Source organism: Capnocytophaga sp. H4358, from assembly GCF_002302515.1.
In the GTDB taxonomy this organism is placed as follows: domain Bacteria; phylum Bacteroidota; class Bacteroidia; order Flavobacteriales; family Flavobacteriaceae; genus Capnocytophaga; species Capnocytophaga canis.
Genome location: NZ_CP022380.1, coordinates 1,032,638 through 1,049,902 on the forward strand (window position 1 = coordinate 1,032,638; position 17,265 = coordinate 1,049,902).

Here is a 17,265-nt window from a genome sequence, read left to right on the forward strand (position 1 = left end):
AATATGAAAATTAAATATATAATTCCGTTAATAGTAGGACTATTTGTTACGAGTTGTAACTTGGACAGAGAGCCTCAGGACAAAATCTTTTCAGATGGTTTCTGGAAGAGTGAGAACGACGCCACACGTGCCTTGCTGGGTTGTTACGCATACATCCCCTCAAGCGTAGGTGATGCTTATTTAGATGCCTATGCTGATAACACGTTTTGTCAGTATCCTTGGGAAAGTAAAGCTACTGTGGGTTCGGCAGGCGACATTACTGATAATGATGATTTTGGGTACGGATTTGGCGGACTCAGACGTTTTAACTATTTCTTGGACAATATTGATAAAGTGCCAATGCCTGAAAACTTGAAAAAACAATACAAAGCAGAGGTGCGAACGCTTCGGGCTTGGTATTATTTCAATATGGCTTCCAAGTTTGGAGCAGTGCCACTAATTAAAAACTACATCACTGAAACTGAGGAAGGACAAATAGCACCAACAGCTGAAAACGAAGTAATTAATTTTGTAATAAATGAACTTGCTGAAAGTATCTCTGATTTGCCTGCCACACCTTCTGTAAAAAGCCGTTTAGGAAAAGCAGCCGCATACACCATTAAAGCCCGCGTACACTTGTTCTATGGTCAGTATCCACAAGTAGTTGAGGCAACTCAGGCTATTATGGGAATGAACTATGAACTATTTAAATTACAAGTAGATATCGATAAAGACCAAGACGATTATTCTTCCTTTATTGATTTTACAGATGCTACTCATAAGCAAAAGTTCTATGATGGTCTTCGCAGTTATGAAAAGCTATTTTGGGAAGAAAACAAAAGCAATAAGGAAGTTATTTTAAATCAGGAGTTTATTGAAGATAGTTTCAATTGGATATCCCGCCGTTTGCTATCAAGCAACATTGGTGGAGGTTGGAGTTCTATTACACCCACGGTGGGATTAGTTGATGCTTATTGGAAAGCCGATGGTACGCCTTTCACACCTCCAACAGCTGATGAAAGAAAAACCAACTATAACGACGGAAAATACAAACCCGAATATTTAAATGAGTTTAAAAATCGGGATACGCGTTTGTACGCCTCTATTTTATTCCCTGGTGCGATTTGGAATGCTGTAATGGGAAATCAAAAATTCGTATGGCAAAATAATGGAAAGGCAAGTAATACTTCAAAAACGGGGTATAATTACCGAAAACTCACCGACCCAGAAGGAACAATTACACGTAAATTAAACGATTATCCGTTAATTCGCTACGCTGAAATTCTATTGATGTATGCCGAAGCTCAAAACGAGGTAGCTGGTGCTGATGCTTCTGTATATGAAGCTCTTAACAAAATACGTTCGCGTGTAGGTATGCCTGACGTAATCGCAGGACTTTCAAAAGAAGCAATGCGTGATGTTATCCGCAATGAACGCCGAATTGAATTGGCTTGTGAAGGACATCGTTGGAATGATATCCGTCGTTGGGGAATTTCTTCTCAGGTAATGAAAGATATTTACAGCATTCACGGTGAATTGGCTCAAAAACGTCGTTGGGAAGATAGATTTATGCGTTTGCCTTATCCTATCTCAGCTATCGACAGAAATCCTAAATTGAAAAATGCCCAAAAAGCGAAGGGATATTAGTCATAATATACTAAATTAGCTGTATAAAAACCACAAAGTTACTGATTTTTAGTAGTTTTGTGGTTTTTAGTATTATTCTTTTTGAGATTCTTTTTCTCAAAAGACATAACAACATTTACATTAATGATTATAAATCTTAATACGCTCTGTTAAAACTCCCTTAATCAAACCTTAAAAATGCATTATTTACCTTGTAATTGAAATATATTTTCTATTTTAGCCAAAAATTTCCCTTTTTTGAACGCTAAATAAACATGATTACTCAGTTACAAGGAAAATTGATTGAGAAAAACCCTACTCACGTGGTTGTTGACTGCAACGGTGTGGGGTATTTCGTGAACATCACCTTAAATACTTTTGCAGCTCTACCTGAAGCTGATTCCATAAAAATTTACACTCATCTACAAATCAAGGAAGACTCTCATACACTTTACGGATTTCTCACCCGTGCTGAGCGTGAGATATTCGTACTGTTGCTTTCCGTATCAGGTGTTGGAGCGAGTACAGCTCGGATGATGCTATCATCATTGACAGCTGCTCAAGTTCGCGGAGCTATTGTCAATGGAGATGTTGCTAGTATTCAGAGTGTTAAAGGTATAGGAGCAAAAACTGCACAACGTATTATTTTGGATTTACGAGAAAAGATGATGAAAGTGCAAAATATTGAAGAAGTAGCCCTTACACAACCAAATACAAACAAAGAGGAAGCTTTAGCAGCTTTAGAAGTATTAGGATTTGTGCGTAAACAAGCCGAAAAAGTAGTAGATAAAATTATCAAATCAGATTCGGAAGAACTTAGTGTTGAACAAATTATCAAAATAGCTCTGAAAAGTTTATAACTTCAGCGTGAACTATTTCAAATCTAACTACTTGAAGATGAATAGATATTTAAAATATATTTTTCTCATAGCATTTCTTACTAACCTATCGGTTTGGGGACAAGAAATTACGAAAGATACAACACAAACTAAGAATAATATCCCCAAAATAGGATTGCGAACACCTTCCAGCATTGCTAATCGCTATACCTATAACCCGCAATTGAATCGCTATGTGTACCGTCAAACATTAGGTGAAACCGATTTGACTGTACCTCAAATTCTTACTATTGAAGAATATGAAGCGCTGATTACAAAAGAACAACGAAGTGCTTATTTTAGAGAAAAAAGTAGTGCTTTGAGTGGTAACAAAGGAGAGGAGCAGAAAAATAAAGCTCAACGTGATTTACTTCCTGATTTGTATGTTAAGTCCGAGTTATTTGAAAGTATTTTTGGAGGGCGAAATATTGACCTTATCCCTAAAGGAAACGTAGGAATTGATTTAGGTTTATATGTTAATAAAAATGACAACCCAGCTATAACTCCAAGAAATAGAATCACTTATGGGTTAGATTTCGATCAAAGAATCAGTTTAGGACTCACGGGGCAAGTCGGGACACGATTAAAATTAAACGCTCAGTATGACACTCAGGCTTCGTTTGATTTTCAGAACGTTTTTAAGTTGGAATACGAACCTAACGAGGATGATATTATCCAAAAGGTTGAGTTAGGAAATATCAGCATGCCGATGTCTAACTCTCTAATCACCGGTTCGCAGAGTCTATTTGGGGTAAAAACCGAATTAAAATTCGGTCGCACTACCATTACAGGAGTATTTTCTGAACAAAAGTCCGAACGGAAAACAGTGACTGCCCAGGGAGGAGGAATACTTACCGAATTTGAGTTTACCGCATTGGACTATGACGAAAATAGAAACTTTTTCTTAGCACAATTCTTCCGTGATAATTATGATAAAGCCTTAGAAAATTATCCTTTTATTAACAGCAAAGTACAAATCACACGTTTGGAAGTATGGGTTACAAATCGTAATAACCGTACAGGAAATATACGTAACATACTCGCACTACAGGATTTAGGAGAAGCTAATCCGTTGAACACACGCATCAACCAAAATGCTCCCATAGGTTTTTTTTCATCGACAACTAACAACATGCCAACCAATGCTGCCAATCGTTTTGACCCTGCTGAAATTGGAGGTTCCTCGGTGTTAACCGATGCAATTCGCGATGTGGCTACCTTACAACAAGGCTTCGGTGCCATTTCCAATTTAGTGAACCAAGGCTATGATTATGCGGTGATTGAAAACGCTCGTAAGTTAGAGGAAGGGGTTGATTATAAAGTAGATACAAAATTAGGATACATTTCGCTAAACGTTGCCTTGAGTAGCAATGAAGTACTGGCCGTTGCTTATCAATACACCTACGGGAGTGAAGTGTTTCAAGTAGGAGAATTTGCCAATGATGGTATTTCAGCGACAACCTACAACACTTCAGCAAGCCAAAACGCTATCACCAATAATTTGTTGGTACTGAAAATGTTAAAGAGTAATCGTTTGAACGTAAAAGATCCTATCTGGGATTTAATGATGAAAAACGTCTATTCCCTAGGATCCGGGCAATTAGACCCTGAGGATTTCAGAATGAATATTTACTACTCTGATCCATCCCCGCTAAACTATATTTCAAAAGTGTCCGATGCAGGTTGGGATAATGGATTGGAAGATAAAATCCTACTAAATTTGTTCAATTTCGATCGATTAAATAAATACCAAGATCCCCAACCTGGAGGTGACGGATTTTTTGATTTTATCCCAGGAATTACGGTTGATCAACAGTACGGAAAGATATTTTTTACTAAAGTAGAGCCTTTTGGAAAATTTCTTCACCAAACCTTAGGAGGTGGAAATTACGATGACCCTGCTACGTATAACGAAAACCAACGAAAATATGTCTATCCCAGTTTGTATGCCAATACCAAAACACAGGCTCAGATGGACGGTAGTAAAAATAAATTCCAAATGAAAGGACGCTACAAATCCTCAGGACGGCGTGGCATTTCATTAGGAGCGTTCAACGTACCTCGAGGGTCAGTAACCGTAACGGCAGGAGGGCGTATTCTCGAAGAGGGTATTGATTATTTAGTGGACTATATGTCGGGAACGGTCGAAATTACAAATCCGAGTTTGGAAGCATCAAACATTCCGATTCAAGTATCCATAGAAAATAATCTGATTTTTGGTGGGCAGACCACTCGATTCATGGGAGTGAATATCGAACATAAATTCAGTGATAAATTCATTATGGGAGCGTCGGTTGTGAACCTGCGTGAGCGTCCATTCACCCAAAAAACAAGCTATGGACAAGAGTCGGTCAATAACACTATTTTTGGTTTTGGAGGCACATACTCCACTGAATTACCTTTTTTGACACGTTGGGTAAATCGCATTCCTACCATAAAATCAGATGTAGCCTCTAATCTGTCTGTACGAGGAGAATTTGCGTACCTTGTCCCCGGAACTCCTAAAGGAGATGATTTCGATGGAGAAACTACCGTCTACTTAGATGATTTTGAGTCGGCTCAAGCAACTATTGATATTCGCTCTCCTTTAGCATGGAAATTAGCCAGTACTCCTCTCGAATTTGGCTCAGGATCAGGAAATTCTCCACGAAGGTTATACGGAACTTCACCTGAAGATCTTGAAAATATGCGAAACGGCTACGGTCGTGCTAAATTAGCATGGTATACCATTGACCCTATTTTCTATTCATCACAAAAACCGAACGACGTGAGTGGTGATGAAATCTCAAAAAATAGCACACGGCGTATCTATTTAGAAGAAATATTCCCTGAACAGCAAGTAGCTCAGGGAGAATCACTTGTACAAACAACCTTGGATTTGGCATATTATCCAAATAATAAAGGTTCGTACAACAATAATCCAGCTTTTCAGTCTGCCAATGCTGATGAGAAATGGGGAGGCATCATGCGTGGATTAACATATTCTGATTTTCAAGAAAGTAATATTGAATATATACAGTTCTGGATGTTAGATCCTTATCATTCAGGTGAATACAGTGGAACTGGAGAATTGGTATTTAACTTAGGAAACATTTCAGAAGACGTTTTGAAGGACGGCAGGAAGCAATATGAAAACGGATTGCCTGGATTATCATCATCAGCAGCGGTCAATTCCTCATCATGGGGTAAGGTACCCGGAGCTCAGTCTCTACTCTATGCATTTGACACCAATTCATCGAACAGAGCCTTACAAGACATTGGTTTGGACGGATTATCCGATGGTGATGAGGCTTCAATCTATAATAACAATCTAAGCGAATCTCCGAACGACCCTGCATTGGACAACTACGAGTATTTCATGAGTCGTGGTGGAGGCATTTTGAATCGCTATTTCAACTACAATGGAACACAAGGAAATTCTCCTGTTTCCGTAACTGAAAGTAACCGAGGAGCAACTACAAATCCTGATATTGAAGATGTTAATGGGGATTTCGCTATGAATACGGAGAATAATTACTATGAATATCGAGTGAAGATCCGTCCGAATATTACGCGTTCCGACCGTTTTGTAAACGATATTAGAACGGTAGCTGTGGAAGCTCCTAATGGCAGAACCGTATCCGCTCGTTGGATTCAGTTTAAAATTCCGATTGCTCAAGGGCAAATGGTGCGTGAAGGTTATAAATTCCCATTAGCTCCGAACGAAGAAATTGACATCATGAACTCCATTACCCATATGCGGATGTACATGACTGGATTTTCACAAGAAATGTTGTTACGTTTCGGAACTTTAGATTTGGTTCGTGGAGATTGGCGATACTACAGCGAAACCTTAGAAACTAATTTAGACGACCCTTCAGATGATAACACCCAAGTGGAAATAGGTTCAGTGAATCTAATTGAAAATGAAACACGTACCCCTATTCCATATCGTATGCCTCCTGGAGTATACCGCGAACGTATAAACGCTAACAATACTTTGGTTGAACAGAATGAGCAATCATTATCCTACAGTGTAAATAACTTAGAGCCTTTAGATAGCCGTGCTGTTTATAAGGTGATGAATTTGGATTTACGTCAGTACAAATATATCAAAATGTTTGTCCATGCAGAAGCGTATCAAAATAAATCATTATCTGACAATCAGATGGTAGCATTTATGCGTATCGGTACGGATTTTAACGAAAATTACTATCAGGTAGAAATACCATTGAAAATCACACCTTCAGGAGCAAACACTGATATGGCTATATGGCCAACTGAAAATCAGCTAATTGTGTCAATGGATGTACTAACAAAAATGAAAGCCATTGGTCTTCGAAATCAAACATTGAACAACGCTACTTATTACGATACCAATCTGAATGTAGTAAACGAAAATACGCCTTATACCATAGGAGAAAATCGTTATGTAATCAAAGGAAATCCTTCATTAGGAAGTGTCCGCTCAGTGATGATTGGAGTGAAAAACATTACAGGAAATACCCAAAGTGGAGAATTTTGGTTCAATGAGCTTCGGGTAGCAGAATTGTCCAACAAAGGTGGTTGGGCAATGGTCGGAGCGCTAGATGCGAATGCGGCCGATTTGTTAAACATCTCAGCTACAGGACGTATGCATACGGTAGGTTTCGGTGCAGTTGACCAGACACCTAACCAACGTTCAATTGACAACACTCAAGAATACGATGTGGTGATGAATATAAATGCAGGGAAATTACTACCCGAAAAATGGCAGATACAAGTCCCCGTGAGTTTAAATCATGCTCAAAAACGTTCTACACCGTTCTATGATCCTTCATATCAAGATGTTAAGCTCGATGATCGTTTGAATATTGCACAAACACCAGAAGAACGCAAAGCTATCAGGGAACAGGCTGAAAATCTGACTGTTCGCAAAGGAATCAATCTGATTGGTGTGAAGAAAAATTTTTCCGAAGGACAGAAAAAACGTATGTACAATATTGAAAACTTTACGTTTAACTATGCCTATAACGAGATGCATCACCATGATTATGAACTCCGTTATGAAGATGAACAAAACGTCAGAGCGGGATTCTTGTACAACTATGGATTTGAAAATAAAACTATTGAACCTTTCAAAAAATCGGAACGTTTTACGGGTAAAAAATACTGGCAATGGTTGGCAGATGTAAATCTTAACTTATTGCCTACCAGCATTATGTTCTCTTCCGATGTAAATCGTTCATTATCAAAACAATTATTTCGCGATGTGTATTTTGAAGGAGTAGACGCGAGTTTGCAAAAAACCTTACCCGAATTACAACAGCGTAACTATTTACATAATTATCAATTCGGAGTAAACTACAACCTAACCCGCTCTTTGAAAGCAAGTTTCAACGCTACAAATAATAGTATTATCCGAAATTATTACATCTACGACAGTAATGGTGATGTAGCTTCATATGACAGAAACGTAACCTTGTGGAGTGATTTCTGGGATTTAGGTAATCCAAATCACTTTTTGTCAAAACTACAAATAAGTTATGAACTACCCCTGTCCAAATTTCCATTTTTGGATTTTATGAAAGCAAATTACACTTACTCAGGCGACTTCGATTGGCAACGTGGATCGCAAACCTTACTGCAGTTAGCAAAACACGATATCAATACTTTACAAAATGCCAATACGCACAACCTGATGGTCAATGCATCCTTTGAACAGTTTTACCGCTATTTGGGAGTGAAACCAACTCCTCGCGGTGAAAAGCCGTCAGTAGGCAAATCGTTGGCTACGATGCTGAAAACCATTAGCGTAAATTATGCTGAAACCAATGGGAAAACCTTGCCAGGGTATACTCAAAATGTAGGATTCTTAGGTACAACCAAACCCTCTTTTGGTTTCATGTTTGGAAGTCAGGCGGATGTGCGTTATGAAATGGCAAAAAAAGGGTATTTAACGGATTTTGTTGATTTTAACGATCAATTCCTACAGTCAAAGGAACGTGATTTAACATTCACTGCCAATTTGTTACCGATTCCTGATCTGCAAATTGATTTGAAAGCAAAACGTCAGTATACCGATAATTACACCGAGACCTTTGAAGTAAACAACCTAACATATAATAAACTTATAGGAAATCAAGTAGGTAACTTCAACATTACAACCAATTTGATTGCGACCACTTTCAACAAAATAGACGAATATAACTCTGTACCGTTTGAGCGTTTCAAAGAAAATCGCATCACAATAGCACGTCGTTTGGCTTCAGAAAGAGGTGTAGACTTGAACGATCCAAATAATCTTGATCAAGAAGGTTTTCCAAAGGGATACAGCAAAACCAGTCAATCGGTGATGATTCCGGCGTTTTTTGCGGCCTATTCAGGTGGAAATGCTAATTCCACTTCGTTGAGTGCCTTTAAAAACATTCCCGTTCCTGAATGGAAAATAACCTACACAGGATTGGGGCGATTGGAATCAATGAAACGATATTTTAATCGATTTTCATTAGCTCACGGCTATAATGCGAGTTATGTGCTAAGTGAGTTCCGTACGAATTTAGAATTCGACCCTAATAATTTGTTTAAAGTCAATGCTAAAGGTGATTATTTAAGTCAGCAACTATTCACCAACGTAACTTTGGTAGAACAATTCAATCCGCTGATTCGTGCTGATATGGAAATGAAAAACTCAATCAGTGCGTTGTTTGAAATCAATCGTGACCGCACCATATCCATCAGTTTGGACAACGATTATCTAACGGAAATCATCCGTAAGGAATATCGAATGGGATTGGGCTATCGCATCAAAGATTTGCGTTTTGTAACCAAAATGAACGGCGTACGAACCACTTTGAAAAGTGACTTGATTCTCAAAGGAACGCTTTCACATCTGAATGAGTTTACGGTTATCCGAAATATGGAAATCACTAACAACCAAGTGACTGCGGGACAGAGCAACTGGATTGGTGATTTTACGGCAGAATATGCATTGAGCAGAAACCTGTTGGCTTCGTACTATTTCCGATATAATTTCTCAAAATCCGCTATTTCAACAGCTTTCCCGATGACCACCATCCGTACGGGATTATCTGTGAAATATACGTTTAATTAGAGAAATCTATAATTATTTGGAGTTTTAAATATTTATCCATATATTTGGTGGCATATAATCATTTAATATCTCTCATTATGAAGCAAATCATCAAAAATAGTTTGATAGGTATTGGACTATACCTACTTGCGGGAATTCTTTTTAGTGGTTATCATCACTATATGTTTATCACTTTTTTGCTACTAAATATTTTTGTTTCATATTTTGTAGTTCGTAACAAAGAAAAGAAAGAAGTTCGCCATAATTTAATTTGGATAAATGCACCTATTTTGGGTTTACTGCTCATAACCTCTTTTTTTACAGATGGTATTAGAGTTGTAATTCCTTATCTGATATTTAGTATATTAGGAGCTGTTTTACTGTATTATTACGTAACCTCTCCTTCAAAAAAAGTTGCTTTTTTTGTAGCGGGTCTGGTTCTAATCGCAGTAGGCGTATTTTCATTTGAAAGCATTTCAGGAGTCAGCGATACATTTGATGGCAGCTATTACCTTGATTTGTACAAAAAGTTTGTAAATAAATAGTAAAATAACTCAAAGAAAAGAGACTGTCCGAAAAGGTTCAGTTTGGGCAAAACACCAAAAATAAAACTCTGATTTTCAGCAATTTAATTTTTGTGAAAATCCTAAAATTTGACTTTTCGGACAGCCTCTTTTTTTCATTTTTTCTGCGTAATGAAATATTGATTATTCACAACAATTATGTACCTTTGTGGTTTGTAAACGAATCTATTTTGAATATCAAAATATAGACAATATATTTTCTATGAAAAAAATACAAATGGTTGACTTAAATGGTCAATATCAACAGATTAAAGATGAAGTTTTGTCTTCTTTCAACGAAATTTTAGACACTACGGCTTTCATCAACGGGCCTCAGGTAAATGCTTTTCAGAAGGAATTAGAAACCTATTTGGGTGTAAAACACGTGATTCCGTGTGCCAATGGCACAGATGCCTTACAAATTGCCATGATGGGATTAGGATTGAAACCTGGCGATGAGGTCATTACAGCGGACTTTACTTTCGCTGCTACCGTTGAGGTGATTGCGTTGTTAAATCTTACTCCTGTGTTGGTAGATGTTTATGACGACACGTTCAACATCAATATCGAAGCCATCAAAAAGGCAATTACCCCTAAAACCAAAGCGATTGTTCCTGTACATCTTTTTGGACAACCTGCTGACATGGAGGCTATTATGAAAACTGCTAAGGAACATAACTTGTATGTTATTGAGGATAACGCACAGGCTATTGGGGCGGATTTTACGTGGTCAGATGGACGTAAACAAAAAGTAGGAACTATCGGACATGTAGGAGCAACATCTTTCTTCCCTTCGAAAAATTTGGGATGCTACGGCGATGGAGGAGCTATTTTTACGAACGATGATGATTTGGCGTACACCCTACGTGGTATCGTAAACCATGGAATGTACGTGCGTTATCATCATGATGTTGTGGGAGTAAATTCTCGATTGGATTCCCTACAAGCTGCCGTTTTAAGAGCCAAGTTACCACATTTGGATACTTACAACCAAAAACGCCGAATTGCTGCTGAAAAATATACAAAAGCACTTATGGAAAACCCAAACATCGTAACCCCTTTTGTTAAAACGAGTTATGACCATGTTTATCATCAATACACACTGCGAATCACTAATGGAAAACGTGATGCTTTAGCAAAGGCCTTAACAGAAAAAGGTGTGCCTTACGGTATCTACTACCCTATTCCACTTCACGCTCAAAAGGCTTATACAAATGATTCATATAATGAAACTGATTTTGTAGCTACCAATCAGCTTGTGAAAGAAGTCATTTCATTGCCTATGCACACTGAATTGGATGATGAACAGATTGAATATATCACAAGTATCATCAATGAAGTTGTTTAAACAGAGTTCAATCTGCTATTAATCAGTTATTTATATGTTTAACAAAGGAACATGATATAAAATAAACAAGTTCATTATTTATTTTCATATGCTGTTCTTTTCCTTAGATGAAAAGTGGTCAAAATACTGAAAAATACGTGTTTAACCATTAAAAATATATGCAATTAAGCACTAAACTCAATAAAATAATAAAAATATTTGCATTTATACTTTTGTAATTAAAAAATATTTTTTATCTTTGCACTCGCAAATGCAAAATGGTGGTTTTAGCTCAGTTGGTTAGAGCGTCGGATTGTGGTTCCGAAGGTCGCCGGTTCGAGCCCGGTATTCCACCCAAATTATAACTGTAATAAAAAGAGCTTTTTGTAATCCAAAAAAGCTCTTTTTTTATGACAAATATTACACAATTACTCTCATTATATTGGTATTTTCCCTTACTTTTTAAAACATTTCAGCTTAAAATCAATATATTACAATATTCGTCAGCTACAAATTACATCTCATAAAACCTCTGCTAATAATTCTATGGTGGAAAATAAAAGTTAAGTTAAGGTTAAAAATCTAATGGTAATAATATTTCATGTATATTTGTAAACATTCATATGAATAACCATCAGATAAACGAATAAATATCTATAGAAGGAATCGTATATTACAATTTATTAGGATAATTCAGCAGAGATATGGTACAACATATCTCTACAAAACAAAAATTATAGTGTAATGAACACCGAAAAAAAACGCATAGAAGAAAAAGATAAGAAAATAAAAAACTGGTTGCTTTGGGGGCCTTATCTAAGTGAACGTCAGTGGGGTACAGTTCGCGAAGATTACAGTGCAAACGGAGATGCTTGGAATTACTTTCCTCATGAACATGCTCGTAGTCGTACTTATCGTTGGGGAGAGGACGGACTAGCAGGATTCTCGGACAATCATAGCAAAATATGTCTGTCGGTAGCTCTGTGGAATGGTAAAGATCCCTTTCTCAAAGAGCGTCTCTATGGATTGAGTAACAATCAAGGAAATCACGGCGAGGACGTCAAAGAGTTGTATTATTACTTAGACAACACGCCAACACATTCCTACATGAAATACCTCTACAAATACCCTCAATCGGAATTTCCGTATAAACTTTTGGAAGAAACTAACCGTAAAAAGGGATTGCGAGATCTTGAATTTGAGTTGATTGATACCGAAATTTTTAAAAACAATGCTTATTTTGATGTTTTGGTAGAATATGCCAAAGCTGATGAAAAGGATATTTTTATGAAAATCACCATCATCAACCAAGGGGAAGAGAAAGCTCCAATTTTTGTGTTACCAACGTTATTACTCCGAAATCACTGGAGTTTTTTTGATGTAAATCCCCTGCCGAGTATCTCCCGAAAGGGAAATGAAAATAGTGTAAAAATCACCAATGCCTTGGAGGAAGATTACTATCTCTATTTTGAACAAGCCGATAGATGTTTATTCACTGAAAATGAAAGTAATAACGAAAAATTACACAAACATCCTAACGAACATCCTTACAAAAAAGATTTGTTTCACGATGCTGTGATTTCAGGTGATTTCGAACTTGCTACGCAACGAAACCATGGAACGAAATTCTCGCCGATGTACTTTTTTGAACTTGAGACTAAAGAACAGCGAATTATCTATTTACGTCTTACTAATGAGGAAAAAGAAAATCCTTTTAACGGTGTAAATGAGTTATTTGCATCGCGTGAACAAGAGTGTGATACTTTTTACCGTAATAGGTTAAAAACGAAAAACGAAGAACTCTATCTAATTCAAAAACAAGCTCTTTCGGGAATGTTATGGAGTAAGCAATATTATTACTACAACATTGAACGTTGGCTCAAAGGCGATAGTAAACATCCTGCACCTCCTAAAGAACGTTGGAAAGGTCGTAATTCCGATTGGACAACTTTGCGAAATTCAGATGTATTGCTAATGCCTGACAAATGGGAGTATCCGTGGTATGCCGCTTGGGATTCCGCTTTTCATTGTGTGAGCATGGCAATGATTGATATTCAGTTTGCTAAAGAGCAATTACTACTGTTTACCAAGGAATGGTATATGAGACCTAATGGACAAATTCCAGCTTATGAATGGAACTTCAGTGATGTAAATCCTCCAGTACAACCATGGGCAACGTTGATGATTTACAATATTGATCAGAAACAAAATGGTACATCCGACATTAGTTTTCTCAAACGAATGTTCAATAAATTGTCCCTGAATTTCACATGGTGGATAAATCAAGTGGATTCCAGTCAGAACAACATTTTTGAAGGAGGATTCTTAGGGCTGGACAACATTGGAGTTTTTGACCGCACACAAGGTATTGAAGGAGTGGAAACTTTGGAACAAGTAGATGGTACGGCATGGATGGCTTTGTACAGCCTATGTATGCTGAAAATCAGTTTGGAAATATCCAAACACGATGAGTCTTTCGAGGAAATGGCAACCAAATATTTTGCACATTTTATCCACATAGCCAAAGCATTGAACCATATTAGCGAAGAACATAAAGGCATTTGGGACGAAAAAGAAGGATTTTTTTATGATAGGATTATATTCAAAGATGGTAATTCCAAATTGGTAAAAGTACGCTCAGTAGCAGGAATGCTTTCTCTAATCGCTGTGTTGCATATTGACCAAGAAACCTTAGATCGCTTACCACGATTTAAAAACAGTTTTTCATGGTTTCAAAAACACTTGATGAACGAACTTAAATATCCGATTATTCAAACCTCGGACAACAACAAAGGAATGCTACTTTCATTAGTTCCTAAGAACCGATTGGATAAAATGGTACGTGCCTTAGTCGATGAAAAAGAATTCTTAAGCGACTATGGAATACGCTCATTATCAAAGATATATACACATCCTTTCCGTGTACCTTTGGAAGGAAAAATGTATGAAATTGCGTACGATCCTGCGGAATCAACAAGCAATATGTTCGGGGGGAATAGCAATTGGCGTGGTCCAATCTGGTTTCCCATAAACTATATTCTGATTGACACTCTGCGAGAATTATATCGCTTTTTTGACGATACAACCTATCAATTCCCAACAGGAAATGAACAAAACACATTGAATTTCAATCAAATAGCAGATGAGATTAGTAAGCGATTGATTCGTATTTTCCAAAAAGATGCACAAGAAAATCGTCCTGTGAATAGATTACATTCAGATGTATATCGCCAAGAAAACTTCCAAGATTTAATCTTATTCTATGAATATTTTCACGGCGATAACGGTCGGGGCATCGGAGCATCACACCAAACTGGTTGGACATCATTAGTGGCAAATCTGATTGATGAAGTTGGAGATTGGTAACCTTTAAGCGGTGTATGCATCCCAGTTTATAAAACAGGAAGAAAAGAAGACGTGTTTTACTATTTCGATGATTTTCAGCTTTTTATAGTGTCATAATTTTTACAATACAACTCGTTTTTATATGTTTGATGATTTACGCGAAATGGGGGCTACTATTTCTTATTGTAGGAAACGACAAACGTACTATTACGAGCAAGATTTTGAATTACGCATTGATTACAAGGTAACTGCAATTTGTGATGGAGAAGCCCGAATTATTGAAGGTGGAAATTATGCATAATTTTTTGAAAGTTTTTCACACTACAACATGCTTGAAAATCAGCATTTTACACAAAATACAAAATATTTTTTGAAAAGTAAAACAAAAAAATCGCTCAGTGCAAGGTCATTGCACGGAGCAGTGTTATCTTTGTGCCTATAAACATTTAAAAACATTATAAAATGACGAACAATTTAATAAATCAAGTAGAAGTACAAGGTATGAAGAAACTTGACAGCGTTAAAGGAGTTCAAGCATTAGATGCAAGAGAGCTACAAGAAATTGGAGGAGGAATTCTTCCAGCTATAGCTGTAGGAATGGCAGTGTTATATCTAGCAGGTACGGTTTGTGCTCTCTCTCAAGGTAAAAGATTGAACGGAATGCCATAACTTTAAACTTAAAAAAGAACGGGATTTCAAATTATTTTGTATGTGTTATGATAGAAAAGGATTATCTAAAAAAACAGATAGATTTGTTTTTTCAAGAGTTAGTTGCAGTGCTAACTAAGAAAACTGTAAAAGAAACAAGATTTAAAGAAATATCAAATTTATCAGAAAAATACACACAACATGGTATAGATTTCTTCATAACATCATCATTTGAAGAGATAACTGCCTCGTATGGAAAGGATATAGAAACATTGGATATTATCATAGAATTACTTTTTCAAATGAAAGATGAGTCTATTGAAATTGTTGATAAATTAGAAAAAATAATAAACTATACAAATCAAAATAGTCTAAATTAGACACTATCCCTCTAAGTGTGTAAGTTAAAAAGTTGGGGTTAAGTTTTTATAGTTTGAGTCTTTGTGCAAATATAAGCATAAATTGGTTTAAGACAATCCCCCAATTTTGGATAGGCATACTCCACTTTTTGGTAGCTTCTCTCAAAGCCAAGAAAACGGACTTTTGCACAGCTTCGTCTGTTGGGAAAGACAGCTTGTTTTTGGTGTATTTCCGAATCTTACCATTCAGATTCTCAATAAGATTGGTCGTGTAAATAATTTTTCTTATCTCTAACGGAAAATCGAAAAATACGGTCAATTCGTCCCAATTGTCATACCAAGATTTGATAGCATAGCCGTATTTTGACTCCCATTTTTGGGCAAAATCCTCCAAAGCAACCTTGGCAGCTTCCTTGTTAGGGGCAGTATAAATGTGTTTCATATCGGCTGTAAATTCTTTTCTGTCTTTGTAAACCACATACTTACAAGCATTCCTAATCTGATGAACCACACATATTTGCGTTTGTGATTGGGGAAAAACCGTGCGAATGGTTTGCGTAAATCCGTTTAAATTATCGGTGGCAGTAATGAGAATATCTTCCACTCCACGAGCCTTTAAATCAGTGAGAACGCTCATCCAAAAGGCGGAACTTTCATTCTTTCCGAGCCACATTCCTAAAACTTCCTTTTTTCCCTCTCGATTCAAGCCCACAGCAAGGTAAATGGTTTTGTTGACAACTTTTGAGTTCTCACGAACTTTAAAAACGATGCCGTCCATCCAAACAATCAGATACAGCTCGTCCAACGGGCGGTTCTGCCAAGCGACCATTTCATTGGTAACCGCATTGGTAATCCTTGATATTGTGGAAGTTGATACTTCAAAGCCGTACATTTCTTGGATTTGTTCTTCGATGTCGCTCACGCTCATTCCTTTGGCATAGAACGATACGATGATGTTTTCCAAACCATCGATAACGTTCTTGCGTTTAGGGACTAACATTGGGTTAAAACTACCGTCTCTATCCCTAGGAACTTGGATTTGTTCTTCGCCAAAGGAAGTTTTTATCTTCTTGGAAGTGTGTCCGTTACGATAATTTCCATCTTTAGTTTTGTCGTGTTTTTCGTTGTCCAAGTGAACGTCGAGTTCGGCATTGAGCATATGTTCCACCGCTTTTTTGTGGAGCTCTTTAAAGAAACCTGTCAAGTCCTCAGCAGTCTTAAATGACTTGTAAAATTCTTTGCTGTTGAGCAATTCTTCCTTGTTAATCATATCTGTTTAAATTATGGGTCAAAAATAGTTAAAAAGTTATTTCCGAAATTTTTTTTGAGCTTTTAAGGGCTCAAAAAATTTCAGAATAACTTTTCAACTTACACAGATTATGGGATACTCCCCTAAATTATTCATTTAGGAGAAATGAAATTTTAACACAGATATTAACAAAAACCTAACAAACAAATAAATAGGCTGTACGGTGCTTTCTATACAGCC

The 17,265-nt window shown here is 36.9% G+C and carries 10 protein-coding genes and 1 tRNA gene; 10 read left to right on the forward strand and 1 reads right to left on the reverse strand.

Annotated features, from left to right (window positions below):
• Positions 1-3: 3 nt before the first annotated feature.
• From CGC49_RS04450 to CGC49_RS04490, 10 genes are all read left to right on the forward strand, one after another.
• Complete coding sequence (locus CGC49_RS04450) at positions 4-1,626, forward strand: RagB/SusD family nutrient uptake outer membrane protein (RefSeq protein ID WP_095911946.1); 1,623 nt, start codon at positions 4-6, stop codon at positions 1,624-1,626.
• Positions 1,627-1,880: 254 nt separating this feature from the next.
• Positions 1,881-2,465: a Holliday junction branch migration protein RuvA gene (gene ruvA, locus CGC49_RS04455; protein ID WP_095911947.1), complete on the forward strand. Its 585-nt coding sequence runs from the start codon at positions 1,881-1,883 to the stop codon at positions 2,463-2,465.
• A 37-nt stretch (positions 2,466-2,502) separates the two neighbouring features.
• Positions 2,503-9,555, forward strand: coding sequence for a cell surface protein SprA (sprA, locus tag CGC49_RS04460; RefSeq protein WP_095911948.1), 7,053 nt, complete (start codon positions 2,503-2,505; stop codon positions 9,553-9,555).
• A gap of 77 nt (positions 9,556-9,632) precedes the next feature.
• On the forward strand, positions 9,633-10,079 hold the full coding sequence (locus CGC49_RS04465; protein WP_157908994.1) for a hypothetical protein: 447 nt from the start codon (positions 9,633-9,635) through the stop codon (positions 10,077-10,079).
• A 241-nt stretch (positions 10,080-10,320) separates the two neighbouring features.
• On the forward strand, positions 10,321-11,445 hold the full coding sequence (locus CGC49_RS04470) for a DegT/DnrJ/EryC1/StrS aminotransferase family protein (RefSeq protein WP_095911950.1): 1,125 nt from the start codon (positions 10,321-10,323) through the stop codon (positions 11,443-11,445).
• Between the two features lie 259 nt (positions 11,446-11,704).
• A tRNA-His gene (locus CGC49_RS04475) sits at positions 11,705-11,780 on the forward strand.
• A 388-nt stretch (positions 11,781-12,168) separates the two neighbouring features.
• Positions 12,169-14,790: a glucosidase gene (locus CGC49_RS04480; protein WP_095911951.1), complete on the forward strand. Its 2,622-nt coding sequence runs from the start codon at positions 12,169-12,171 to the stop codon at positions 14,788-14,790.
• A gap of 121 nt (positions 14,791-14,911) precedes the next feature.
• Positions 14,912-15,070 (forward strand): hypothetical protein, encoded by a 159-nt coding sequence (locus CGC49_RS11175; protein ID WP_157908995.1) that lies wholly within the window; start codon positions 14,912-14,914, stop codon positions 15,068-15,070.
• Between the two features lie 161 nt (positions 15,071-15,231).
• Positions 15,232-15,438 (forward strand): class IIb bacteriocin, lactobin A/cerein 7B family, encoded by a 207-nt coding sequence (locus CGC49_RS04485; protein WP_095911952.1) that lies wholly within the window; start codon positions 15,232-15,234, stop codon positions 15,436-15,438.
• Positions 15,439-15,485: 47 nt separating this feature from the next.
• Positions 15,486-15,797 (forward strand): hypothetical protein, encoded by a 312-nt coding sequence (locus CGC49_RS04490; protein WP_095911953.1) that lies wholly within the window; start codon positions 15,486-15,488, stop codon positions 15,795-15,797.
• Positions 15,798-15,843: 46 nt separating this feature from the next.
• Here CGC49_RS04490 and CGC49_RS04495 read toward each other — a convergent pair whose 3' ends face one another.
• The gene (locus tag CGC49_RS04495) at positions 15,844-17,046 is read right to left on the reverse strand and encodes an IS256 family transposase (protein WP_095893597.1); all 1,203 of its coding nucleotides are present in this window, start codon (positions 17,044-17,046) and stop codon (positions 15,844-15,846) included.
• Positions 17,047-17,265 lie beyond the last annotated feature (219 nt).